The organism is Holophaga foetida DSM 6591, assembly GCF_000242615.2.
Classification (GTDB): Bacteria; Acidobacteriota; Holophagae; order Holophagales; family Holophagaceae; genus Holophaga; species Holophaga foetida.
Window position 1 is genome coordinate 945,912 of sequence record NZ_KI912268.1, and the last position, 22,753, is coordinate 968,664.

Consider the following 22,753-nt stretch of genomic DNA (forward strand, 5'->3'; position numbering starts at 1 on the left):
GGCCTCAGGCCACATCCATGCGGCGGGCGTAGACCTCATCAAACATCGCCTCCAGCCCCCCATGGGTGCCCCTGAGGCCCGCCACGACCCGGGCCGCCCAATCGAAGTAGTCCAGCTTGCGCTCGATGGACCAGCCAGCCGGGGCCGAGGCCAGCATGTCCCGGAGGTTGCAGATCTTATCGGCCAGCTTCACAAGCTTGGCCTCCCGGGAACAGTGAGGGGCATGCTCGACCTGCAACTGTTTCCGGACGTGCTTTTCCAAGGACTTATCATCCGTGACCTCCAGGACGATAGAGGCGATCCGGGGTCCGAACACCTGCTCCAGCTCCTCGGGCGTGGTCTGGGTGTCCTCAATGGTGTCGTGCAGCACCGCCGCGCATAGGACTTCGAGCTCCTCGACGCCCCCCTCGTTGGTCAGCAGGTTGGCCAGGGCGATGGGATGGTTGATGTAGGGAGAGGCCTCGGCATCCTTGCGCCGCTGGTTGCGGTGCTTATCCGCCGCGAAGGCGAGCACCCTGAATAGTTCCCCGGCAATCCCTGGGGCATTTCCTGTCGTCATGGCCGATCCCCTGTTTCCCCCATCATCCTCCCTGCCGCACCAGGATCACAGCTTTTTGACAGCAAATGTCCTGCCTCCAGTCCCCTTCCCCGGTATCCGCCCAATGCGGTGGATCCGCCCGGACGGGAGGGATGGATGCGACGGTAGAGCTCAGGGTCAGAACTCTCAAAGCGCAGCAGGTAGCGGTCTGCCCCCGCAGCCTTCCAGGAGCGCAACTCGTCGTCTTCGCGCTCGCCCAGACTGAGGGTGACCGCCAGCCCCGTACGCTCCTTGATCCGGCCCACAAGCTGAGCGATGAAGGCCTGGGTGAGCCCCGGATCCTCCCCGGCCTGGACAACCACGGTTCCATAGCTGTAGGCCTTGGCCTCCTCCGCGCAGGCCAGGATCTCCTCTTCAGTCATGCGGTAGCGGCGGATGCCCGCAGCCGTGGCGCTGATGCCGCAGTACTGACAGTGGCGCACGCAGTGGTTGGAGATCTCGATGAGCCCCCGGAAGTGCACCTCGGGCCCCACACGGGCCTCCCGGACCGCATCAGCCTGAGCCCAGAGGGCCTCCAGCCGGGATTCATCCAACTCCTTCAACCACCCCAGGATCTCGTCGCGTTCCATCATTCCCCCTCAGGCCTGGACAATGTTAACAAAAAAAGTAAGAAATACACCTCAACAAACCCACAAATACCAACGCAATTACTACAATTAAACATGTTGTATAGTCAAATTTTATGCTTGACTTAGCCTCGTGGGGACTTAATAATTTCCCATGCTTCTTACTCTGTTGGTAAGAATCACACCAGAGACACCATGCGACTCCGACCCGATCCCACCTGCCCCCGACGTCCCTCACGACGCTGTCGAAGCTGTCGCTGAAGCCTCCCCCTCCCGAACCCATCGAAGCCAAGCTCCACGATCCGTGGACAGCTCCCCGTCTATTCCCATTTTTGAAAGACTCCTGCCATGAAGCGCTTTGCCCTCACCGCCCTCGCCGCCACCCTTTCCCTGGGCCTCTTCGCCGGAAGCCCCAAGAAGCTTCTCAATGTCTCCTATGACCCCACCCGGGAGCTCTACCAGGACATCAACCAGGTCTTCACCCGCCAGCACAAGGCCCGCAGCGGTGTGGACCTGGCCATCAGCCAGAGTCACGGAGGCAGCGGCAAACAGGCCCGCTCCGTGCTGGACGGCCTCCAGGCCGATGTGGTGACCCTCGCCCTGGCCTATGACATCGATGCCCTGGCGGAGAAGGGCCGCCTCCTTCCCGCCGACTGGCAGAAGCGCCTGCCCTACAACAGCACCCCCTTCACCAGCACCATCGTCTTCCTGGTTCGAAAGGGCAACCCCAAAGGCATCAAGGATTGGAATGATCTCATCAAGCCTGGTGTCTCCGTGATCACCCCCAATCCCAAGACATCCGGCGGCGCCCGCTGGAACTACCTGGCGGCCTGGGGCTACGCCCTGCGGGCCAACCACGGTGACCCGTCCAAGGCCCGGGCCTATGTCCAGGAACTCTTCAGGCACGTGCCGGTCCTGGATTCCGGAGCCCGGGGTGCCACCACGACCTTTGTGGAGCGTGGCCTGGGGGATGTGCTCCTGGCCTGGGAGAACGAGGCATTCCTGGCCGAGAAGGAACTAGGCAAGGACAAGTTCCAGATCGTGGCCCCTTCGGTGAGCATCCTGGCCGAGCCCCCGGTGGCGGTGGTGGACCGCAACGTCCAGCGCCACGGCACCGCAGCAGAAGCCAAGGCTTACCTGGACTTCCTCTACACCAAAGAGGCCCAGGCCATCGGCGCCAAGCACTACTACCGCCCCCGGGAAGCGTCAGTTGCCAAGGCCTATGCCAAGTCCTTCCCCAAGCTGAATCTCTTCACCATCGATGAAGTCTTCGGGGGCTGGCAGAAGGCCCAGAAGACCCATTTCACCGATGGCGGCGTCTTCGACCAGATCTACCAGCCCCGCTGAGGAAACCATGAGTCGATCCAGTTCCAGCCGCAGCCCCGGTTTCGGAATCAGCCTGGGCATCACCATGGCCTACCTTAGCCTGATGGTGGCCCTGCCCCTCGCCGCCCTGGGGGCCAAGACCTTCAGCCTCTCCTGGCGCGTCTTCTGGGAAACCGTCACCTCGCCCCGGGTCCTGGCCTCCTACCGCATCAGCTTCGGCACCGCCTTCGCGGCGGCTGTGGTGAACGCCCTGCTGGGCCTGTTGGTGGCCTGGGTCCTGGTGCGCTACCCCTTCCCGGGTAAACGCCTCGTGGACGCGGTGATCGACCTCCCTTTCGCCCTGCCCACAGCTGTGGCCGGCATCGCCCTCACCAAGCTCTATGCTCCCGAGGGCTGGTTCGGGCATCTGCTGCCCTTCAAGGTGGCCTATACCCCCCTGGGCATCAGCATCGCCCTGCTCTTCATCGGCCTGCCCTTCGTGGTCCGCACCCTCCAGCCCGTACTGGAGGAGTTGGGCACCGAGCTGGAGGAAGCCGCCGCCACCCTGGGGGCTTCCCGCTGGCAGACCCTGAGCCGGGTAGTCTTTCCCGAACTGGGCCCGGCCCTCCTGACGGGCTTCGCCCTGGCCTTTGCCCGGGGCATCGGGGAATACGGCAGCGTGGTCTTCATCAGCGGCAACATGCCCATGCGGACCGAGATCACCCCGCTGCTGATCATCACCAAACTGGAGCAGTACGAGTATGCCCAGGCCACCGCCATCGCCGTGGTGATGCTGCTGATCTCCTTCGTCCTGCTCCTGGGCATCAACCTCCTGCAGCGCCGCATCTCCCGGAAGGTGAACCATGGGTAGTCGGGGGCAGGCTTCAAAAGAGTCAACGCAGAGGGCGCAGAGATGGAAAAACAAGGGCGCTGAGGAAAAGCAGGAGGAGCCCAGGGCCTCCGACCGTCTTCACCGCCGACCGGCCTACTTCTTCCAGTGCCCCTCACCCTTCTTTCCTGTTTTTCTCTGCGCCCTCTCTTTTCTTTCCTCCGCGCCCTCCGCGTTGACTCAGTTGCGCCCCTCCCCCTGGAGTTCCTAGATGTCCGCCGCCTCTGTCCGTGAACCCTTCTGGGTCAGGCTGCTCCTGACCCTGGTGGCCCTGGCCTTCCTGGCGGTGGCCCTGGTGGCGCCCCTGGTGGCGGTCTTTCACCAGGCCCTCAAGGATGGTCTGGCCCTCTACTTCGCAGCCTTCCAGGAACCCGAGGCCTGGGCGGCCATCCGCCTGAGCCTGGTGGCCGCCACCGTGGCCGTGGTGCTCAATACGGTCTTCGGCCTAGCCGCGGCCTGGCTCCTGGCCCGCTTCCGATTCCGGGGCAAGGGCTTCCTCACCACCCTCCTGGATATCCCTTTCGTGGTGTCGCCGGTGGTGGCGGGCCTCATCTTTGTCCTCCTCTTCGGCGCCCAGGGCTGGTTCGGCCCCTGGCTGGACGCTCGGGACATCCGCATCGTCTTCGCCCTGCCGGGCATCATCCTGGCGACCACCTTCGTCAGCCTGCCCTTCGTGGCCCGGGAGATCCTGCCCACCCTCCAGGCCCAGGGCACCGAGGAGGAAGAAGCCGCCCGCATGCTGGGGGCCTCCTCTTGGCGCACCTTCTGGCGAATCACGCTCCCCAACATCCGCTGGGCCCTCTTCTCGGGCATCGTCCTCTGCTCCGCCCGGGCCCTGGGGGAATTCGGCGCCGTCTCGGTGGTTTCGGGCCACATCCGGGGCGAAACCAACACCCTGCCCCTGCACGTCGAGATCCTCTACAACGAGTATCAGTTCACCGCCGCCTTCGCCTGCGCCTCGCTCCTGACCCTCACGGCCCTGGTGACCCTGCTTTTGAAATCCCTTCTGGAATGGCGCATCCGCGCCGCGGCCCGACGAGCCCTGGAGATCCCCTCATGAGCATCGAGATTGCGAACCTCCACAAGCGCTTCGGCCAGCACACAATCCTGGAGAACCTGAACCTCAAGGTCGAGACGGGGCAACTGGTGGCCCTCCTGGGCCCCTCGGGATCGGGCAAGACCACCATCCTGCGCATCATCGCTGACCTGGAGCAGGCGGATGCGGGAACTGTGATCCTCAATGGCCGCGACACGACCCAGGACCCCCTGGACAAGCGCCGGGTCGGTTTCGTCTTCCAGCACTACGCCCTCTTCCGCCACATGACCATCTTCGAGAACGTGGCCTTCGGGCTCCAGGTCCGCCCCAGGGCCCAGCGCCCCTCCAAAAAGGACATCTCGGATCGGGTGCGGGAGCTGCTCTCCCTGGTGCAGCTCGACTGGGTGGCGGACCGCTACCCCCACCAGCTCTCCGGCGGCCAGCGCCAGCGCGTGGCCCTGGCCCGGGCCCTGGCGGTGGAGCCCGAGGTGCTGCTCCTGGACGAGCCCTTCGGCGCCCTGGACGCCAAGGTGCGGGCGGAACTGCGGCGCTGGCTTCGCAAGCTCCATGACGACACCGGCATCACCTCCCTCTTCGTGACCCACGACCAGGAAGAGGCCCTGGAGGTCGCGGACCGCATCGCGGTCCTCCATCAGGGCCGCCTTGAGCAGGAAGGGACCCCCGAGGAGGTCTACGAGCACCCCGCCAATCCCTTCGTGTTCCACTTCCTGGGGGATGTGAACCTCTTCCATGGCCGGGTCCACCAGGGCCAGGCGGAACTGGCGGGCGTCAGCCTCCCGGCGCCGGGGCATGAGGGCGCAGAGAACGCCCCCGCCGTCGCCTTCGTGCGGCCCCACGATGTCGAGCTCAGCCGGGAGCCCGAGCCGGGGGCCCTGGTGGCAGAGATCACCTCCATCCACAGCTTCGGCCCCCTGGCCCGGGTCCAGCTCCGGGACCACCAGGCCGGACGCGACCTGGAAGCGGCCCTGCCCCTCGAGCGCCTGCGCGCCCTGCGCCTGACCCTGGGGGAAGTGGTCTTCGTAACGCCTCGCCAGGCCAAGGTCTTCCTGGACCAGCCCACCGAAGCCACCGGAACCTGGGGGATCTGATGAGTCAACTTCCGACATTCGACACCGCCGAGAGCCTGCTCTCCTGGGCCGTCGGGCACTTCGGGCAGAAGCTCACCTTTGCCTCCAGCTTCGGCGCCGAGGACATGGTGCTCCTGGATCTCCTGCTGGCTAACGACCCCAAGGCCCGGGTCTTCATTCTGGACACGGGACGGCTCCACCAGGAGACCTACGATCTGATCGAGCGGACCCGACTTCGCTACCGGCGCACCTTCGAGGTCTACGCTCCCCAGGCCGGCCCCCTGGAGCGTCTGCTGACGGAATCGGGGCCCAACTCCTTCTATGAGTCCGTGGAGGCCCGCAAGGCCTGCTGCTACGTGCGCAAGGTGGAGCCCCTGGGCCGCGCGCTGGAGGGTGTCGAGGCCTGGATCACGGGCCAGCGCCGCGCCCAGTCCCAGACCCGCATCGAGCTGGCCATGGTGGACCGGGACGGGGCCCACGGCGGCATCCTCAAGCTCAACCCCCTGGTGGACTGGAGCGAGGAGCAGGTCTGGGAGTACATCCGCGAGCACAAGCTCCCCACCAACAGCCTCCACGACCAGGGCTTCCCCTCCATCGGATGCGCCCCCTGCACCCGGGCCGTCCAACCCGGCGAGGATCTCAGGTCCGGGCGCTGGTGGTGGGAGAACCCCGAGCACAAAGAGTGCGGGCTGCACCGGCGCTCGTAAAAGCAAAAGCAATCAGCCGCGGATGAATGGGATGAACGCAGATAAAGACGATCAGGGACATTTGATGGCCCAGACACGGCAGGCTGGCTGGCCCCGCTCCGCGGGGGCGCCCGGCAAAGCCGAGCGCGTTCTGGAGGGTCACGGCACGGGAGACACGCTCGCGTGTCCCCGTGTCGCGCCCCTCCAGAACCTGGCCAGCATGCCGGAGTCGGCGGTGTCCCATCCGCGTTCATCCTATTCATCCTCGGCCAACCCTTCTTTTTCCTTTTAATTGCGCGCCCCGGAGTTCCCATGACCAATCGATTACTCACCCACCTGGAACGCCTGGAGGGCGAGGCCATCCACATCCTGCGGGAGGTGGCGGGGCAATGCGCCAACCCGGCCCTGCTCTTCAGCGGCGGCAAGGACAGCGTGGTACTCCTGCGCCTGGCGGAGAAGGCCTTCCGGCCCGGCAGGTTCCCCTTTCCCCTGGTCCACATCGACACCGGCCACAACTACGCCGAGGTCATTGACTTCCGGGACCGCCGGGCGGCGGAGCTGGGGGAGAAGCTCATCGTCCGCACCCTGGATGAGAGCATCGCCAAGGGCCGCATCGTCCTGCGCAGTGCCACCGAGAGCCGCAACCGGCACCAGAGCGTGACCCTGCTGGACACCGTGGAGGAGTTCGAGTTCGACGCCCTCATCGGCGGAGCCCGCCGGGACGAGGAAAAGGCCCGGGCCAAGGAACGGGTCTTCAGCTTCCGGGACGAGTTCGGCCAGTGGGACCCCAAGAACCAGCGGCCCGAGCTCTGGAACCTCTACAACGCCCGCATCCACAAGGGCGAGCACATGCGGGCCTTCCCCATCTCCAACTGGACCGAGCTGGATGTCTGGCAGTACATCGCCGAAGAGGGCCTGGAGCTGCCGGAGATCTACTTCGCCCACGAACGGGAAGTGGTGGAACTGCCGGGGGGCGCCCTGCTGCCGGTGACGGACCTGACCCCCATCCCCGCCGGGAAGAGCTCGGTGCGCCGCAGCGTGCGCTTCCGCACCGTGGGCGACATCAGCTGCACGGCACCGGTGCTCAGCGAGGCAAGAACGGTGGAAGACATCATCAAGGAAACCGCCACCACTGAGATCACCGAGCGGGGTGCCACCCGCCTGGATGACCAGACCAGCGAGGCATCCATGGAACAGCGGAAGAAAGAGGGGTACTTCTGATGGAAAAGCAAATTACACCACAAAGGCACCAAGGGCACGAAGGAGCACCAAGAAAGGAACAAGAGAAAGACAAAGAGGCTTTTCTTGGTGATTCCTTTGTGCCTTCGAGTCTTGGTGGTGGAATTCCCGACAACGGTCTTCTTCGCTTCATCACCTGCGGCAGCGTGGACGACGGCAAGTCCACCCTCATCGGCCGCCTCCTCTATGACAGCAAGGCCATCCTGGCGGACGCCATGGATGCCCTCGCCAAGAGCAGCCGCAAGCGCGGCCTGGAGGAAGTGGACCTGAGCCTCCTGACGGATGGCCTTTCCGCCGAGCGGGAGCAGGGCATCACCATCGACGTGGCCTACCGCTACTTCAGCACCGGCACCCGCAAGTACATCCTGGCGGACGCCCCGGGCCACGAGCAGTACACCCGCAACATGGTCACCGGGGCCTCCACCGCCGACCTCGCCATCGTCCTCATCGATGCCCGCAAGGGGGTGCTGCCCCAGACCCGCCGCCACACGACCCTGGCCCACCTCATGGGACTGCGCCACATTGTGGTGGCCGTGAACAAGATGGATCTGGTGGACTACAATCAGGCCGTCTTCAGCACCATCCAGGCCCAGGTGGGAGCCTTCGCCAGCAAGCTGGGCATTCCCCAGCTTCATTTCATCCCCCTGTCTGCCCTCAAGGGAGACATGGTGGTGGACCGGGGAGAGCGCCTGGACTGGTACCAAGGCCCCACCCTGATGGAACTCCTGGAGAGCATCGAGCTGGACTCCTCCGAGCAGGACCAGCCCTTCCGCTTCCCGGTCCAGCTGGTCTGCCGCCCCCGCACCGAGGAGCTCATCGACTACCGGGGCTACCAGGGCCGGGTGGAGAGCGGGCGCATCAAGCCCGGCGACGCCATCACGGTGCAGCCCTCGGGGGCCCGCTCCAGAGTCCGCCGTATCGAGCTCTACGGGAAGGAACTGCCGGAGGCCGTGGCGGGTCAGAGCGTGACCCTCCTCCTGGAGGACGAAGTGGATATCAGCCGGGGCGATCTCATCGCCTCCGCCGAGCACGCCCCGGTGCCCACCCGATCCCTCACCGCCACCCTGGCCTGGCTGGGCGAAAAGCCCCTCAGCAGCACGGGCCGCCTGGTCCTGCGCCACGGCACCCGGGAAGTCCGGGCCAAGGTGGGGGAGATCGAAAGCCGTCTCGATCTGGAGGCCCTGGAACCCGTGCCGGTGGAGGATGTGGCCATGAACGATATCGTCACGGTCACCCTCAAGCTCCAGGGGCCCATCGCCCCGGACGCCCACACGGTCCTGCGCAGCGGTGGCTCCTTCATCCTCATCGATGAAGCCACCCACAACACCGTGGCGGCGGGCCTGGTGCTGGGGCCTGAATACCTTTGAGGCCTTGGGGCGGCGTCACCCCTTCGGGGCCGGTGCTTCGGCCCGGGCCGCCCTGGCGAGGTTCCGGAGCATGCCCCAGAACACCAGCCGGTGCACCGGGTAGATGCCGTACCAGTAGAGGAGACCCCCCAGTCCCCGGGGATCGAAGAGGGCGGTCTGGCGGAGGGTGCTGTGAAGCCCCTCCCCGGTCACCTCGAACTCCAGCCAGGCCCGGCCCGGCAGCTTCATTTCCGCGCGAAGGCGCAGCAGGCGGGGCCGTTCAAAACACTCAACCCGCCAGAAGTCCAGGGCGTCCCCTTCCCGCAGGTTCTCGGGATCCCGGCGTCCCCGCCGCACGCCCACCCCGCCCACCAGCAGGTCCAGGAAGCCTCTGAGCCGCCAGAGCCAGGAGGCGAAGTACCAGCCGGTATCCCCACCGATCCGCCCGACAGGGGCGAAGGCTTGTTCGGGAGCAACATGCAGAGAGACCGCACGGGAGTCCACCAGCCGCGAACCGAAGGAGATCCCGCCCCAGGCGGGGGGGTGACTTCCGGAGGACAGGGCATCGGACCATCGGGTTTCCGCAAAGGCCCGGTCTTCATTGACCAGGGCCCGGGCCAGGGCCTGGGATACGGACCTTGGCCGGAGGTCAAAGGTCCGGGCGGCCAGGTCGTTGGTGACCACGGTCGGATTGCGGAGGCTTTCCACCAGCTTGCGTCCCACCCGAGCGTAAAGAGGGGTCACCAGGCCCAGCCAAAGGCTGGACAGGTACGGGGTCAGAAGGGGCACCGGGATCATCCAGCGACGCAGTCCCCGCTGACGCGCGTATTCCTCCATCAGCTGGCCGTAGGAAACCGCCTCCGGACCGCCGATCTCGAAGGTCCGGGAAGGTCCCTCCGGCAGGGACAAGGCCTCCACCAGGTACGTAATCAAGTCCTCCACGGCGATGGGCTGGGCCAGAACTCTCACCCATCTGGGGCAGATCATCACCGGCAGCCGCTCCACCAGGGACCTCAGCATCTCGAAGGAGAGACTTCCGGAACCGATCACGATGCTGGCCCGAAACTCGATCACCTGGGGATGGTTCGCCCTCAGGATCCCGCCGGTCTCCTGACGGCTGCGAAGGTGCTTGGAGAGGGTATCGGCCGCCTCTCCGAGGCCTCCCAGGTAGATGATCCGGCGCACCCCGGCGGCCTGGGCCGCCCTGGCGAAGTTGGCCGCCGCCAGGCGATCCTGCTCCTCGAAGTCGCGGTCCGCCGCCATGGAGTGAACGAGGTAGTAGGCCGTATCGACCCCCGCCAGGGCAGGCGGCAGAGAATCCGGGTCCAGCACATCCCCCATGACCACTTCACAGGTGCCCCGCAGCGCCTCCGGACGCCGCGCCAGACATCGCACCGGCACCCCCAGCTCCTTCAGCTTCGTCAGCAGACGGCCGCCGACATAACCCGTGGCGCCCGTAAGCAGCACCAAGCCTCCGACGCTCATAGGCCACCTCCCCGCCGGTCGTCGCGCGTGGCTGGATGGTACACCCACCCAGGAGTTGGGAGGCCCCGGCATGAAATACCCGTTAGACTGGCCCCGGGGGGGTGTGCCATCAAAAACCCGACGATGATCCTGATGGTGACGCTGCTATGCCTGTCCATGGGCTGTGCGGAACGGGTCCCGGCTGTGCCCACCCCCTTCAAGAATGCCGAGTTTCTTTCCAAACCGGACCTGGCGCTGCAAATCCCGGGGCTCCGTCCCTGCACCGAAGCGGCGGACAGCACCATCCATCTCAATTCCCAGCAGCCGGTGACCATCCTGGTCCATGGCTGCAACGGCTCGGCGGGACGTTTCCAGGCCCTGGCCGAGGTCTTCGCCTTCCACGGTCAGCAGACCGTGGGTTTCACCTACGACGATCGGGATGAAATGATGGCCACTTCCGGCGCCTTGGCCCGGGCCATTGAGGCTCTGGGCGCCCGGATGCAGAACAAGCAGATCACCATTGTCGGGCACAGCCAGGGTGGTTTGGTGGCCCGGAAAGCCTTGGTCGCCGGGCGACCCGATGCCCTCCGGGATCCCGAGCTCCAGATCCGCCTCGTGACCATCTCCACGCCCTTCTCGGGGATCAGGGCGGCACGGCATTGCGGCTCGCCCGTCGCGAGAATCATCAGCCTGGGGATGGTGATGCCCATCTGTCAGATCGTCACTGGGTCCAAATGGCGGGAGATCACCTACAATGCTCCCTTCATCACCAGACCGGGCCAGTTGTCGCCCCAGGTGAAGTCCCACCTCAAGGTCAACACGGACGAGCGCGATTCCTGCCGCACAGTGGATGCCGAGGGAAATTGCCTCAAGTCCGATTTCACCTTTTCCCTGGAGGAGCAGAACCAGCCCGAGGTGGACCGGGAACCCCGTCTGAAAGGACTGGATGTCAAGGCAGGCCATGTGGAGATCGTGGGGGATCGCCAGGTGATCCCCGAGAAGCTGATCCGGATTCTCCAGCAGGAGGGCGTCATGGCGACCACGCGACCCGAAAGGCATGTGGATCTGGCAAAGCTGCTGGCAAAGCTCTACCTCGAAGACTATGGAACCGGGGCCAGGGAATAGATTGGGATGACCGACAAGTGAAGCAAATCAAGAAATATATTAACTTTTTATACCTACAATCCCTTCAACCCGATCCCTTTCCGTGCGGATGCACGGGAAGCCGATAATCGGGTCTGGCCGCTTCCGTTGTCTAGCTGCATCTTCCGCGCCGGACCTTCTGCACTCGAGGTGTCTCCATGTCCGATCTCCCCCTCAGCCCCGTCGAAGCCATCAAGGCCAACTCCCGCTTTCTCCGGGGGCACCTGAACGAAGAGCTGGTGAACCCAGACCCCGCCTTCTCCCCCGAAGGGGAGCAGCTCATCAAGCTCCATGGCTTCTACACCCAGAAGCACCGGGAACAGAAGGACCTGCCCCCCACGGTCATGGGGCGCGGCCGCATCCCCGGGGGACGGATGAGCGCCGCCCAGTACCTGGTCTGGGACGAGCTGGCCGACCACTACGGTGACGGCACCCTGCGGATCACCACCCGGCAGTGTCTCGAGCTCCACGGCCTGGCCAAGGCGGACATGCGCGCGGTGGTCCAGGCCCTCCATCGCGCCGGGGCCACGACCCAGGGAGCCTGCGGGGATGTGGTGCGCAACGTGACCCAGGCCGTGAACCCCCTGGGACGTCCGGAACTGGCCCAGCTCGATGAGGTGGCGGACCGCCTCTCCCGCCACTTCCTGTCCCGGGCCCACGCCTACCAAGAGGTCTGGCTGGAGGAACCCGCCCGGGATCCCGCCACGGAAACCGAGCCCCTCATGGGCTCCAGCTACCTGCCCCGCAAGTTCAAGATCGCCCTTACCCTGGCCGGGGAGAACGAAGTGGACATCCTCAGCAACGACCTGGGCCTGGCGGCCACCCTCAATGCCGAGGGCGGGCTCGAAGGCTTTTTCGTCTTCGCGGGCGGCGGGCAGAGCATGTCCTTCAACGGCAACGCCTTCCCCCGCCTGGCGGAAGCCATGGGATGGATCCCCGAGGGCGCGCTCATCTCCGTGGTGGAGGCCCTGGTGGCCACCTTCCGGGAGCATGGCAACCGCTCGGACCGCAAGCGGGCCCGCCTCAAATACCTGGTCCACGACCGGGGCATCGCCTGGCTGCGGGACGAAGTGGAGGCCCGGTCCGGCCTGCGATTCCAGGAGAGGCCCCTGCCCCCCTGGAGCACCCTCCGCTACCACGGCTGGCAGCGCCGCACGGACGGCACTTGGGCACTGGGGCTTTCACTGCTCTGCGGACGCATCGCGGGAGGACTCAAGACCACCCTCCGGGAGCTGCTGGGCCGCTTCCCGGTGGCGCTCCAGCTCACCGCCGACCAGGACCTGATCCTGCTGGGGCTCCAGGACAGCGAGCGGGCCGAAGTTGAAGGCCTGCTGGGGCATCTGGCCAGGCCCAGTCGCCTCCAGGAGCGCGCCCTGGCCTGCATCTCCCTGCCCCTCTGCACCCTGGCCATCACGGATGGGGAGCGGGTGCTGCCGGGGGTCCTGGCGGACGTGGAGGAGCTCCTGGCCCGCCACGGGCTCGCGGATCGCGCCCCGGTGCTGCGCCTCACGGGCTGCCCCAACGGCTGCGCCCGGCCCCACACCGCCGAACTGGCCCTCATCGGCCAGGGCATCGGCAAGTTCGCCCTCTACGCCGGTGGCAGTGCCGCCAGCGACCGCCAAGCCTTCCGCCTGGCGGAGCGGGTGCCCCTGGCCGAACTCAAGGCCACCCTGGAACCCCTCTTCGCCCGCTGGGCCAGCGAGGGAGGCCCCGAGGAGGGCTTCGGGGATTTCGCGGACCGCTGCCTGAGATAGCTTCCATAGACAGCCAGGAGCGGGGTGCATGAGAAGAAACAGAGCCGCGCCCGGTTATGGGGCCGGATCGGAATGACCTGTGCGGTCAGAGTGACTCCGCTGCGGCCCCTGGTGCCACTTGCGAAAACATAGATTCATAACATTCCGGGACAGCGACTTAAGCTGTATGCATCCCACGGAGGTCGTCCATGAAGATTCTCTATGGCGTTCCCAGCGAAGGAATGGGACACGCCACCCGCAGCAAGGTGATCGTGACCCATCTGTTGGCATCGGGGCATGATGTGCGAATCGCCACCAGTGACCGAGCTGCGGATTTCATGGAGAAAGCTTTCCCAGGACGCGTGTTCGCCATCGAAGGCTTCCACCTTCGCTACGACAAGGGGACCGTGGACCATTGGAAATCATTCTCGCACCTCGTGGCGGCAGCACCCGAAAGCCTCGTGACCAACGTCCGGCAGTTCTTGCGGGTGCATCGAGGATTCGCGCCCGAAGCAGTCATCTCGGACTTTGAATCGTTCACCTATTACTTCGCCAAGACCTACCGCCTGCCCATTCTCTCTGTCGACAACATGCAGGTGATCAATCGCTGCCATCTGGGTTTTCCGATCCCCGAGCACGAGACCGAGAACTACCGCTTGGCCAAGGCCATCATCAAGGCCAAGGTCCCATTCTGCGCCCGCTACCTTGTGACGTCATTCTTCGACGCACCGCCCTGCAAGCCCAGAACGGAAGTCGTACCGCCCATCCTGCGAGATGCAATCCTGGCTGCCAAGCCCTGCGAAGCTGACCACATCCTGGTGTACCAGACCGCCACATCACAAAGCGACCTTCTCGAAGGGCTCAGGGAGGTAAAGGGACAAGAATTCCGGGTTTACGGTTTCAACCGTAACGAAGCTCACGGCCAAGTGGTCCTGAAGTCGTTCAGCGAAGAGGGTTTCATCGACGACCTGACCAGCTGCAAGGCAGTTCTGACCAATGGTGGTTTCAGCCTGATCAGCGAGGCGGTATACCTCCACAAGCCGGTGCTCTCATTTCCCCTGACCGGACAATTCGAGCAATTCGTGAACGGAGCCCAGGTGGAGCGAATGGGCTACGGTCGCCGGTTCAACGCGTTCTCTCCCGACGCTGTGAAGGCATTTCTTTATGATCTGCCGGACTTCGTTCAGGCGTTTAACGGACATCGTCAAGACGGGAACCAGCTAACCTTGGCGGCGGTGGATCGTTTCCTGTCGGACGCAGCAGCAGGAACCTTGGAAGAAGGCGAAGAAGAGCTGGCATAGCCGATCTCCGCCACCACACAGTTGCCGCACCCCTGATACTCGACCCGGTCGAAGGCCTCCCACTTGGCCATGAGAATCCCCCGGCCATGGCTATCGAACATCCGCTCGGCATGGATCTCCTGGAAATCCTGCCAGGCAAAGCCCTGGCCCATGTCCTGGATCCGGAACCGGGTCCTGGAGGCGGATCGCACCACGGTGACGCTCACCCACTTGTCGGCATTCTCCGGAAGCCGCTGGCGCCGGTCGATTTCGTTCCTCCAGTTCTGGGACTCCAGGAGGGCGCTCTTGGCCTCGTAGGTGATCCCGAGGTTGCCGTGTTCCAGGGCGTTGATCATCAGCTCGGAAAGACCGATGACTGCACGTTTCGGGTTGGGGGAAGCCTTGGCCAGCAGGGCGGCGAGATCAAGACACTGCTGCAGGGTCTGATAGCGGAATACGCCACGCTCGATCAAGCCCATGGCCGATCGGATCCTGGCCAGTTCAGCCCAGACAGCCCGCCTGGATGCGTAATCAGAGGTCGCCGCCGCCACCACCTGGAGCACCAGACGGCCATCCAGGGGCTTGGTGAGGTAGTAGAGGGCCCCTGCCCTCATGCCCCCCAGGATCTCTTCATCCCGGTCCATCGCCGTCTGGAGTACCACGGGGATATCCTTGAGCGCCTCGACCCCCTTCAAGTAGCGAAGGACCTCCATGCCGCTCATACCGGGCATCTGGCGATCCAGGAGGATGGCGTCGAAACCCTGATCCCTCGCCAGCACATCAAGGGCGGCCCGGCCGTCCGAAGCCAGGACGACTTCATTGCCAGCGTCCCCGAGGATGCGTTCAAGAACGGCCTGGGAGACGGGATCGTCATCCACGATGAGGAGCCTGGGTCTGGACATGGGCAGCATTCCGGAGGAGGTTGAAAAGGGAACTATGCACCCTTTCGACGGGAAACGCTTGGGACTTGGAATCCAGCAGCTCTTGTAAGCATAAGGCCCCTGCCATGGAAAAGAACTGCTTGCAAAAGAGTAAACACAGAGGGCACAGAGGTTCAAAAGAGAGGGCACAGACGTGATGGTCGGGCTTTGCCCGGCCACCACGTGGGGGTCAAAGGGGGGACATCGCGAGCGCGGCGAGCAGGCGGTCCCCCCTTTCATGGCAGAGAAAAGCAAAGGCTGGCTGGGATGGATACAGGGGATGAAAAGCCTCTGGCCTGAATGACCCGCTCACCCTCCCGGAGCGCGCCCGGCAAAGCCGGACGCCCCCGCTTCGCGGGGCGGGCCGGGGCGCCTTGGTGGACCATCGTTGTCCGCTGACTGCTTCATCCTTTTACCCGATTATCCACATGCCTCCGAAACCAGGAGGCGGACAGGGTGAGGCGGGGTATTTGTGACTGCGGCGAACAAGGCAGGGAAGATGGCCTGGAGGTTGAAGCGGCGATTGAAACGGAACTGGTGTTCGGCAAGGTATCTGGGCAGATGCCGTGCGCTACACCAGCGACAGACGCCGAGGATGTTGCCCTTCAGGTTGGAGATGACGGTGTTCACGGCCTGAAAGGCCTCCATCTTGGAACCCTTCCAACCCCCTTCACTTTTGATGGGTTCGTGGGAGGCTCCAGATGCGGCGACGCCACGAAAGCAGTGAAGGCCATCCGATACGACGTGAGTTCCAGGGTCCAGGGCCTTCTTGGCCCATGCCTCGATCGTCTCAATTTTGAAGTCCGTCACGGCTTTGAGCACGGTATAGATGACCTGCCTGTGGTTCTCCATCGCTGTTTGGACCGCAACCAGGAAGGGCTGCTTCCCGGGAGCCCCACGGCCACGCTTGCCTCCGTGGGTAGCTCCACCCGCATAGGCATCATCGATCTCAACCCGATCCTTGAGCTTCCGGCTCGATTCCGCAGCACTCATGGCGCAAAGGATCTTCTGCTTCAGGTAGTAGGCAGTGGGGTATCTGACACCCAGATAACGCTTGAGTTCCAGGGCAGAAATCGAGTGTTTGCCGTGTGAAAGCCGGTACATGGCCTCGAACCAGGTCCTCAGTGGGAGGTGGCTGGACTCCATGACGGTCCCCACGGTGACAGATGTCTGGTGGTGGCAAGCCTTGCACTGGAACAACTGCCGAGGAACCAAGAAGTAAGCCCCGCCACTACCACACTTCGGGCATTGGAACCCGTGTGGCCACTTTGCCTTCACCATTGCGTCCCTGCACTGCACTTCTGTGCCATACCGGGCTTGGAAATCCCGAAAGGACAGACCCTTCTGGAACTGGATCCGATTGATCGCCATGGAACACCTCCATGACTCGAAGGTTCGGTCCCATGGCGCGACAAATCCTGTCCAAAACCCGCCTCACCCAGAGGTTTCGGAGATACATGGATAATCGGGTCCTTTTATCCCAGCTGATTCTGCTTTTCGGGGCCTGCCAAAAGTCCTCCCAGCCCCGAAGCACGTTCGGTCTTCCTCCGGATGCCCAGATCCAGGATGCTCCGTTCCCCGACGATGACCACGGATTCCCGGGCCCGGGTGAGGGCGGTGTAGAGGATCTCCCGGGTGAGCAGGGGCAGATCCCGGTCCGGCAGCACCAGGGCCACCCGCTGGTATTCCGAGCCCTGGGACTTGTGGACCGTCATGGCGTAGCAGAGCTCCAGATCGTCCCGGATGGCCGCCAGGGGGAAGCTGACGAAGCCCTGGCCCCGGGGGAAGAAGACCTCTGGGCGCCGCTGCCCCTCCCGCTCCACCAGGAGCACCACCCCCTGGTCGCCATTGAAGAGGCCCCGGCGGTAGTCGTTGCGCAGCACCATCACCGGCTCCCCCAGGAGGATGCCCAGCTCGTGCTCCAGGTGCCCTCGGGAGCGCTCCAGGGCCCGCCCGTGGAAGAAGGCATTCAGGCGCTCCACGGTCTCATTGAGGGGTGCCAGGACCCGGCTCCGGTCGTAGTGCTCCACCATCCGGCGGATGCGGGGCGCTTCGTGGTTCCAGTCCTGTCCGGCCTTCAGGGGCAGGTAGAGGCTCTCCCCCAGGCCCTGGATCCAGCGACGGTCCCAGTCCTGCAGGAAGCCCTCCAGGGCCTCGGGCCCCAGCAGCTCCACCCCGGAGCGGGAGAGTTCGCTGACGCTCTGCCGCAGGGCCAGCGCCGCCTCCCCCTGCCCCAGGCACTCCGGCTCCCCGGCGTTGATGGCCTGGGCCACCAGGAGGACGTGGCGTCCCCCGGAAGCCGGGTTGTCCATGCGGTAGCTGTGGCTCAGGCGGCGGGTCAGCGCCGGGCGGGCCTCCGCCAGATCCCGGAAGGCCCGTCCCGCCTCCACCGAGGGCAGCTGATCCGCATCCCCCAGCAGCACCAGCCGGGTCCCGGAAGGCACAGCCTTGAGGAGGGCCTCCATCAGCTCCAGGCCAATCATTGATGATTCATCAACAATCAATACCCTCCCCGACAGGGGATTGCCCTCGTGATGCCGGAAGCCGTTCAGCCCGGGATGCCAGCCCAGGAGGCGATGGAGGGTGCGGGGCTCGGCGGCCTCCAGAAGGGCCTGATCGACGGCATCCAGGGCGCCCAGGCGGTTCAGCTGCTCCCGGATGGCCTGGCCCATGCGCTGGGCGGCCTTGCCCGTGGGGGCCGCCAGGAGGATCTCCTCCGGCGAGAGGCCACTGCGCACCAGAGCCCGCAACATGGCCACCACGATGGAGGTCTTGCCGGTGCCGGGTCCGCCAGTCACCAGGGTCAGGGGGGCACGGACCGCCGCCTCCACGGCCTCCTGCTGCTCCGCCGAAAGCGCCACGGGCTGCTGGAAGAGCCCCGGGTCCACCGCCACCTCGAAACCCGCCAGGGCTTCCCGCCGGATCACGGACTGCGCCACGCCCTCCTCGGCCCGGAAGAAGCGCCCGCTGTAGAGCCCGCCTTCGCCCATCACCAGGGGACGCCCCGGCCCCAGGAGGAGCTGGAGTTCCTCCCGCGCCAAGAGGCCGCGCCAGTCCCGTGGGGACTCCCCGAAGGCCGACAGAGGAGCGGGATCCTCCAGGGAGAGCAGGACGTGGCCCTGGGCCTGGTTCACCTGCAGCAGCAGGAGCAGGAGGGCCAGCTCCCGGCGGGTTTCAGGGTCAAGACCGGGCACCAGCCCCGCCAGCTCGCAGGCCAGGGCCAGGAAGCCTTCAGGCAGGGCCAGGGATTGAAGGGTGCCCTGCCAGCGCTCCAGCTGGGCATCGGGCCCCCCGAGCACACCGGCCAGAGGGGGCAGTAGACACTCAGGCATGGGCCACCTCCGCGTGCAGGGCCGAGAGCTCCTCGCGCCAGGCCTGGACCTGGGCCCAGGAGGGCCGATGGGACCAGACCCCGGGCCCCCGGAGGAAGACATAATGGACGGCCCCGAAGCGGGCCTCGAAATCGGCCTCGTCCTCGATGCCGAAATAGGCCAGCAGGACGTAGAGGTAGAGCTTCACCTGGAGCAGATAGTCCTCCGCCACGCAGGCCGCCAGGGTTTCGGGGCCGTAGTCCGGGAGGGCATTGGTCTTCCAGTCCAGGAGGTGGATGCGCCCCGCCCGCTCGAAGATCAGATCCATGGCTCCGGTGAGGAGGTCCTCCGAATCCAGGAAGCGGCTCAGGAAGCCCAGTTCCCGCAGGGCATGGTCGTGCTCCGCGAGCGGCGCGCCCTCCAGATCCAGGCACAGGCCGCCGTGGATCATGCGGGCCGCCGCCTCGGCGTGGTACAGGTCCATGCCGTGACGGGCCAGGGCCCGCTCGACCCAGGGCCGTCGCCCGGGCCACCAGTCCTCGAAGGGAACCCCTTCGGCGCTCTTCAGGTCCACGTCCTCCATCAGCTCGTGGATGAGCTGACCGGTCCGGGCCCCCTTGGGGAGTGCCCCTGGGGGCAGGCTCACCGTGGGCCGCTCCCGCTCCCCGTCCAGGGAGAGCCCCTCCTCGCCCCGTCCGTGGCTCAGGGCCGTGAAGGAGGTGGTGAAGGCCGGGCGGGCGGCGATGCGCAAGGCCTCGTAATCCAGGGATTCCATCGGCTCCGGGCGGGGCACCTCGAAGTCCCCCAGGTCCAGGGACGGCAGTTCGTCGGCGGTCTCCAGGCGCTCCCCCGTGACCTCCACCACCTCGAACTCCGGGCGCAGATCGCTCTCCAGGACCTGGCGCAGACGGGGATTCAGGACCCCGTAGTTGCCCTTGGGATGATCGGGGCCGCCCTCCTTGGTCTTCTTGTCCACCACAAAGCAGGGCAGCAGCAGGTGGGCCTTGGCCCGGGTGAGGGCCACGTAGAGCAGGCGCCGGGACTCCTCCAGGGCCTCCTCTTCCACCCGGGCCTTGATCTCCGCCGGGGGCTTGCCCAGGTAGAGGCAGCGGGCCAGGCCTTCATGGTAGCGGTGGAGGTTGCCGCCCCCGGACTGGGTGAAGCCGAAGAGGGCCACCACCGGGGCCTCCAGGCCCTTGCTCTTGTGCATGGTGAGGATCTGGACAGCCCGCTTCTCTCCTTCGAGGCGCTGGGTGTCGCCGTCCTCCCCGGTGGGCTTCTCATCACCCGCCTGCCAGCGCCGGAAGAGGCGGATCAGGTCCTCCAGATCCGGGGAACCCTCCCGGGCGGCCCGGGTCAGGAGTTCCGCCAGGTGCTGATGGTTGGTAAGGGCGCGCTCGCTGGCGGTCTGGAGGCGCAGACGCCGCAGAAGGCCGCTCTCCTGGAGGATGGCCTCGAAGAGGCGGACGAAGTGGCGCTGGCGGGCCAATCGCTGCCAGTCCAGGAGCCGCAGGATGGCGGGGTGGTCCTCCGCCATGCCCGGCAGGGCATCCAGGTCCTCCAGGCCGTAGCCGAAGAAGGGGGTCAGGAGCGCCCGGGCCAGGCAACTGCGGTCCCGGGGCTCCAGGATGGCCCGGAGGAGGTCCAGGAGATCCTCGGCCTCCTGGCTCTCGAAGAGGGCGTCCTGCTTGAAGAAGGCGTAGGGGATGCCCGCGGACGCCAGGGCCTCCGCCACCAGGCGTCCCTCGCTGGCCTTGCCCACCAGCACCTGGACATCGCCGTAGTGCAGCTCCCGCAGCTCGGTCTCACCGAAGCGCAGGCCCCGGGTCTCGATGAGGTCCCGGATCTCCCGGGCCAGGTGGCGGGCGATGCGCCGCCAGAGCCGCTTGCCGCCGTCCAGCCGCTCGAGCCTGAGGAGGCGCACCGGGGGCACCGCCTCCCCGGAGCGGGTCTCCAGGCGCAGCCCGCCCTTGCCGCAGCGCACCTGCCGATCCTCCGGATAGAGGCCGGGATCGGCGAAGAAGCCCCTGAGGATGTGGTTGTAGGCGTCGATAACACCGGGCGTCGAGCGGAAGTTATCCCGTAGCTCCAGGGCCTCGGCCCCCTCCGTCAGCTCGGCCTTGGCGGCCTCGTAGGTGGCCAGATCCCCTCCCCGGAAGCCGTAGATGGCCTGCTTGGGGTCGCCGATGACGTAGAGGCGGCTGGGGGCGGCCCCGAAGAGGGTGCGGAAGATCTCCCACTGGACCTGGTCCGTGTCCTGGAACTCGTCGATGAGGGCCACCTTGTAGCGTTCCCGCAGCCGCGCCGCCAGGGCCGGGCCGTTGGGACCCCGGAGGGCCTCCCGCACCAGGAGCACCGTATCGTCATGATCGTAGAGCCCCTCTTCGGCCTTGAGGGCCTGGACCCGGGCCCGGAGGGGTCCCAGGAGACGGTGGGCCAGGAGGGCTTCGGGCTGGCTGGCGCCCCGGAGGGACGCCAGCCAATAACCCAGGGCCTGGCAGGTCTCGCCATCCACCGTCAGGCAATCCTCCATCAGATCATCCAGCTTTTCCCGGACATGGCCTCCCCAGTAATCCCAGGGCGAAGGATCAGAGCCCACCAGGGCGCTCAGGGCCTGCCAACGCCGCTCGTCCTTGTTCCGGGTGACCGTCTTGACCCCGGCGGCGACCATTTCATCGGAGAAGACACCCCAGGCCGGATCGAAATCCCGGAGCAGGGCCCCGGGATCGACCTCGGGACCCGGCACCAGCCGACCCCGCTCCTGGTAGACGCTCCACAGGAGCTTCTCGATCTTCTCGAAGCTCCAGCCGTGGCAGAGGGCTTCCTCCAGGAAGGCCGCGTGCTCGTTCTGGCGCACCAGCTCCCGCCAGGCCTGGCCCAGGATGGCGCGGCCATCCGTCAGCTCCCGCCGCAGGAGGCTCCCGTCCTCGAAGGCGCTCTCCTGGAGCACCCGGCGGCAGAAGCCGTGGATGGTGGCGATGGTGGCCCGGTCGAAGGCCCGCAGCGCCTGGCTGAGCGCCTTGGCCTGCCCGGGGCCGATCTCCCAGCAGGGCTCCGGGGCCTCTCCAGCCTCCAGCTCCGCCAGGGTCTCCAGCATGGCCCGCACCCGCGCCTTGAGCTCCAGGGTGGCCTTGTCCGTGAAGGTCACCACCAGGATCTGCTCCAGGGGGATGCCCTGGAGCAGGAAGTCCACCACCATGCGCTCCAGGGTATAGGTCTTGCCGGTGCCCGCACTGGCCTGGATCACGCCCCGGCGCGGGGGCAGCTCCGCCAGGAGGGCGGGTTTGGGGTAGCGGCAAACTTGATCAGCCGTTGAAGAGGAGGATTGCGTAGGAGTCATGCGGCAAGGACCTGGAAGGGGATCATGGCTGGGGGGCCATGAATCGGGCTTTCTCCTGGGAGAAAAGCAAAAGCTGTTTCAGTCAATGTTGACCACAACTCCAATCCTTGTGTTCAGGCAATGTCCGGCTAGAAAATAAAAATATTCCCATCACATCAACCATCAAGGGTGAAAGTTATCACCTGAAAGAGAAACGCCGAGCTGGCGGTGCTACGCCCTGAAAGGGTCGGTTGACGACCGCGCCCGGTGGGGCGCTCTCCACTTCGGCCTATGGCCTTCGCTGTGGACACCCTACAGGTTCACACGCCAAGGGGGTCAACTTTCGTGTTGCTTGACAAGGGTTTCGCAGGGGCAAATCATTTGTAAAACCAAGATAAAAGTATTACACTACACGCTCTGTTTTCTATTATTTATCATCTTATTCGCAAACTGGTATAATGCAAATACAAACCAATCAATGGCAACAGGCAAGATGACAATGAATAGTAATAAGAAAGAAAAATTCAAAAACCTCTCGCTAGCCTTTATGTGAATATGACAATATTTCTGAATATGCTCTAAAATAATTGCCCACGGAGCACCGACAAACAATGCGATACCTATAAATATTTCATTAAAAAAGTACCCAATAATATAACTAGCGAAAACAATAATCCATCTAGCTACCAGCAGGACTATCATTAAGTGTTCTCCGTCCGAGACTGGTCTGATAATGCGCATAATTAATCCTTTGCTGCTATTTATTATCCCTAATACTGTCAATATTGTTCATTACGTTTTCAACCACAGATGTGGGGATGGACACAGAT

Annotated in this window: 18 protein-coding genes; 10 read left to right on the forward strand and 8 right to left on the reverse strand. The window is 65.0% G+C overall.

What is annotated here, in order from left to right; translation table 11 throughout:
• Positions 1-4: 4 nt before the first annotated feature.
• Both HOLFODRAFT_RS0204115 and HOLFODRAFT_RS19225 read right to left on the reverse strand, forming a co-directional pair.
• On the reverse strand, positions 5-559 hold the full coding sequence (locus tag HOLFODRAFT_RS0204115; protein WP_005032427.1) for an HD domain-containing protein: 555 nt from the start codon (positions 557-559) through the stop codon (positions 5-7).
• Positions 556-1,167 (reverse strand): biotin synthase BioB, encoded by a 612-nt coding sequence (locus HOLFODRAFT_RS19225; protein WP_005032423.1) that lies wholly within the window; start codon positions 1,165-1,167, stop codon positions 556-558. The genes HOLFODRAFT_RS0204115 and HOLFODRAFT_RS19225 overlap by 4 nt, the downstream gene beginning before the upstream one ends.
• Positions 1,168-1,512: 345 nt before the next feature.
• Here HOLFODRAFT_RS19225 and HOLFODRAFT_RS0204125 point away from each other — a divergent pair, with 345 nt between their 5' ends.
• From HOLFODRAFT_RS0204125 to HOLFODRAFT_RS0204155, 7 genes are all read left to right on the forward strand, one after another.
• Positions 1,513-2,511 carry a sulfate ABC transporter substrate-binding protein gene (locus HOLFODRAFT_RS0204125; protein WP_005032421.1) on the forward strand — a complete coding sequence of 333 codons (999 nt, stop codon included), beginning with the start codon at positions 1,513-1,515 and terminating at the stop codon, positions 2,509-2,511.
• A gap of 7 nt (positions 2,512-2,518) precedes the next feature.
• Positions 2,519-3,340: a sulfate ABC transporter permease subunit CysT gene (cysT, locus tag HOLFODRAFT_RS0204130; protein ID WP_005032419.1), complete on the forward strand. Its 822-nt coding sequence runs from the start codon at positions 2,519-2,521 to the stop codon at positions 3,338-3,340.
• A 229-nt stretch (positions 3,341-3,569) separates the two neighbouring features.
• Positions 3,570-4,418 (forward strand): sulfate ABC transporter permease subunit CysW, encoded by an 849-nt coding sequence (gene cysW, locus HOLFODRAFT_RS0204135; RefSeq protein WP_005032418.1) that lies wholly within the window; start codon positions 3,570-3,572, stop codon positions 4,416-4,418.
• Positions 4,415-5,503: a sulfate/molybdate ABC transporter ATP-binding protein gene (locus tag HOLFODRAFT_RS0204140; RefSeq protein ID WP_005032416.1), complete on the forward strand. Its 1,089-nt coding sequence runs from the start codon at positions 4,415-4,417 to the stop codon at positions 5,501-5,503. The genes cysW and HOLFODRAFT_RS0204140 overlap by 4 nt, the downstream gene beginning before the upstream one ends.
• On the forward strand, positions 5,503-6,189 hold the full coding sequence (locus tag HOLFODRAFT_RS0204145) for a phosphoadenylyl-sulfate reductase (RefSeq protein ID WP_005032414.1): 687 nt from the start codon (positions 5,503-5,505) through the stop codon (positions 6,187-6,189). The genes HOLFODRAFT_RS0204140 and HOLFODRAFT_RS0204145 overlap by 1 nt, the downstream gene beginning before the upstream one ends.
• 291 nt (positions 6,190-6,480) lie before the next feature.
• Positions 6,481-7,389: a sulfate adenylyltransferase subunit CysD gene (gene cysD / locus HOLFODRAFT_RS0204150; protein WP_005032410.1), complete on the forward strand. Its 909-nt coding sequence runs from the start codon at positions 6,481-6,483 to the stop codon at positions 7,387-7,389.
• Positions 7,389-8,774, forward strand: a complete 1,386-nt coding sequence (locus HOLFODRAFT_RS0204155) for a sulfate adenylyltransferase subunit 1 (protein WP_005032408.1) — start codon at positions 7,389-7,391, stop codon at positions 8,772-8,774. Before cysD ends, HOLFODRAFT_RS0204155 begins: the two co-directional genes overlap by 1 nt.
• A 15-nt stretch (positions 8,775-8,789) precedes the next feature.
• Here HOLFODRAFT_RS0204155 and HOLFODRAFT_RS0204160 read toward each other — a convergent pair whose 3' ends face one another.
• Complete coding sequence (locus tag HOLFODRAFT_RS0204160; RefSeq protein ID WP_005032406.1) at positions 8,790-10,238, reverse strand: SDR family oxidoreductase; 1,449 nt, start codon at positions 10,236-10,238, stop codon at positions 8,790-8,792.
• Positions 10,239-10,370: 132 nt separating this feature from the next.
• Between HOLFODRAFT_RS0204160 and HOLFODRAFT_RS0204165 the strand changes: the two genes are divergently transcribed.
• From HOLFODRAFT_RS0204165 to HOLFODRAFT_RS19230, 3 genes are all read left to right on the forward strand, one after another.
• Complete coding sequence (locus tag HOLFODRAFT_RS0204165; RefSeq protein ID WP_158412912.1) at positions 10,371-11,342, forward strand: esterase/lipase family protein; 972 nt, start codon at positions 10,371-10,373, stop codon at positions 11,340-11,342.
• 176 nt (positions 11,343-11,518) lie between these two features.
• Positions 11,519-13,114 carry an NADPH-dependent assimilatory sulfite reductase hemoprotein subunit gene (locus HOLFODRAFT_RS0204170; protein WP_005032402.1) on the forward strand — a complete coding sequence of 532 codons (1,596 nt, stop codon included), beginning with the start codon at positions 11,519-11,521 and terminating at the stop codon, positions 13,112-13,114.
• A gap of 188 nt (positions 13,115-13,302) precedes the next feature.
• Positions 13,303-14,394: an MJ1255/VC2487 family glycosyltransferase gene (locus tag HOLFODRAFT_RS19230; protein ID WP_005032400.1), complete on the forward strand. Its 1,092-nt coding sequence runs from the start codon at positions 13,303-13,305 to the stop codon at positions 14,392-14,394.
• Here HOLFODRAFT_RS19230 and HOLFODRAFT_RS19235 read toward each other — a convergent pair.
• The 5 genes from HOLFODRAFT_RS19235 to HOLFODRAFT_RS0204200 all read right to left on the reverse strand — a co-directional run bounded on the left by HOLFODRAFT_RS19235 (position 14,298) and on the right by HOLFODRAFT_RS0204200 (position 22,625).
• Positions 14,298-15,275 carry a response regulator gene (locus HOLFODRAFT_RS19235; RefSeq protein ID WP_005032398.1) on the reverse strand — a complete coding sequence of 326 codons (978 nt, stop codon included), beginning with the start codon at positions 15,273-15,275 and terminating at the stop codon, positions 14,298-14,300. The genes HOLFODRAFT_RS19230 and HOLFODRAFT_RS19235 overlap by 97 nt on opposite strands.
• Before the next feature lie 438 nt (positions 15,276-15,713).
• The gene (locus HOLFODRAFT_RS0204185; protein ID WP_005036503.1) at positions 15,714-16,664 is read right to left on the reverse strand and encodes an IS1595 family transposase; all 951 of its coding nucleotides are present in this window, start codon (positions 16,662-16,664) and stop codon (positions 15,714-15,716) included.
• A 104-nt stretch (positions 16,665-16,768) separates the two neighbouring features.
• Positions 16,769-18,625: an exodeoxyribonuclease V subunit alpha gene (gene recD / locus HOLFODRAFT_RS19240; RefSeq protein ID WP_005032393.1), complete on the reverse strand. Its 1,857-nt coding sequence runs from the start codon at positions 18,623-18,625 to the stop codon at positions 16,769-16,771.
• A complete protein-coding gene (locus HOLFODRAFT_RS0204195) occupies positions 18,618-21,944 on the reverse strand; it encodes a UvrD-helicase domain-containing protein (protein WP_005032392.1) in 3,327 nt (1,108 codons plus the stop codon). The genes recD and HOLFODRAFT_RS0204195 overlap by 8 nt, the downstream gene beginning before the upstream one ends.
• A 387-nt stretch (positions 21,945-22,331) precedes the next feature.
• On the reverse strand, positions 22,332-22,625 hold the full coding sequence (locus tag HOLFODRAFT_RS0204200; protein WP_148300356.1) for a hypothetical protein: 294 nt from the start codon (positions 22,623-22,625) through the stop codon (positions 22,332-22,334).
• Between the last annotated feature and the right edge of the window lie 128 nt (positions 22,626-22,753).

Coding starts and splice junctions, on each gene's coding strand:
- HOLFODRAFT_RS0204115 (WP_005032427.1), bottom strand. CDS start 559: ATGACGACAGGAAATGCCCCAGGGATTGCCGGGGAACTATTCAGGGTG.
- HOLFODRAFT_RS19225 (WP_005032423.1), bottom strand. CDS start 1,167: ATGGAACGCGACGAGATCCTGGGGTGGTTGAAGGAGTTGGATGAATCC.
- HOLFODRAFT_RS0204125 (WP_005032421.1), top strand. CDS start 1,513: ATGAAGCGCTTTGCCCTCACCGCCCTCGCCGCCACCCTTTCCCTGGGC.
- cysT (WP_005032419.1), top strand. CDS start 2,519: ATGAGTCGATCCAGTTCCAGCCGCAGCCCCGGTTTCGGAATCAGCCTG.
- cysW (WP_005032418.1), top strand. CDS start 3,570: ATGTCCGCCGCCTCTGTCCGTGAACCCTTCTGGGTCAGGCTGCTCCTG.
- HOLFODRAFT_RS0204140 (WP_005032416.1), top strand. CDS start 4,415: ATGAGCATCGAGATTGCGAACCTCCACAAGCGCTTCGGCCAGCACACA.
- HOLFODRAFT_RS0204145 (WP_005032414.1), top strand. CDS start 5,503: ATGAGTCAACTTCCGACATTCGACACCGCCGAGAGCCTGCTCTCCTGG.
- cysD (WP_005032410.1), top strand. CDS start 6,481: ATGACCAATCGATTACTCACCCACCTGGAACGCCTGGAGGGCGAGGCC.
- HOLFODRAFT_RS0204155 (WP_005032408.1), top strand. CDS start 7,389: ATGGAAAAGCAAATTACACCACAAAGGCACCAAGGGCACGAAGGAGCA.
- HOLFODRAFT_RS0204160 (WP_005032406.1), bottom strand. CDS start 10,238: ATGAGCGTCGGAGGCTTGGTGCTGCTTACGGGCGCCACGGGTTATGTC.
- HOLFODRAFT_RS0204165 (WP_158412912.1), top strand. CDS start 10,371: ATGGTGACGCTGCTATGCCTGTCCATGGGCTGTGCGGAACGGGTCCCG.
- HOLFODRAFT_RS0204170 (WP_005032402.1), top strand. CDS start 11,519: ATGTCCGATCTCCCCCTCAGCCCCGTCGAAGCCATCAAGGCCAACTCC.
- HOLFODRAFT_RS19230 (WP_005032400.1), top strand. CDS start 13,303: ATGAAGATTCTCTATGGCGTTCCCAGCGAAGGAATGGGACACGCCACC.
- HOLFODRAFT_RS19235 (WP_005032398.1), bottom strand. CDS start 15,275: ATGTCCAGACCCAGGCTCCTCATCGTGGATGACGATCCCGTCTCCCAG.
- HOLFODRAFT_RS0204185 (WP_005036503.1), bottom strand. CDS start 16,664: ATGGCGATCAATCGGATCCAGTTCCAGAAGGGTCTGTCCTTTCGGGAT.
- recD (WP_005032393.1), bottom strand. CDS start 18,625: ATGCCTGAGTGTCTACTGCCCCCTCTGGCCGGTGTGCTCGGGGGGCCC.
- HOLFODRAFT_RS0204195 (WP_005032392.1), bottom strand. CDS start 21,944: ATGACTCCTACGCAATCCTCCTCTTCAACGGCTGATCAAGTTTGCCGC.
- HOLFODRAFT_RS0204200 (WP_148300356.1), bottom strand. CDS start 22,625: ATGATAGTCCTGCTGGTAGCTAGATGGATTATTGTTTTCGCTAGTTAT.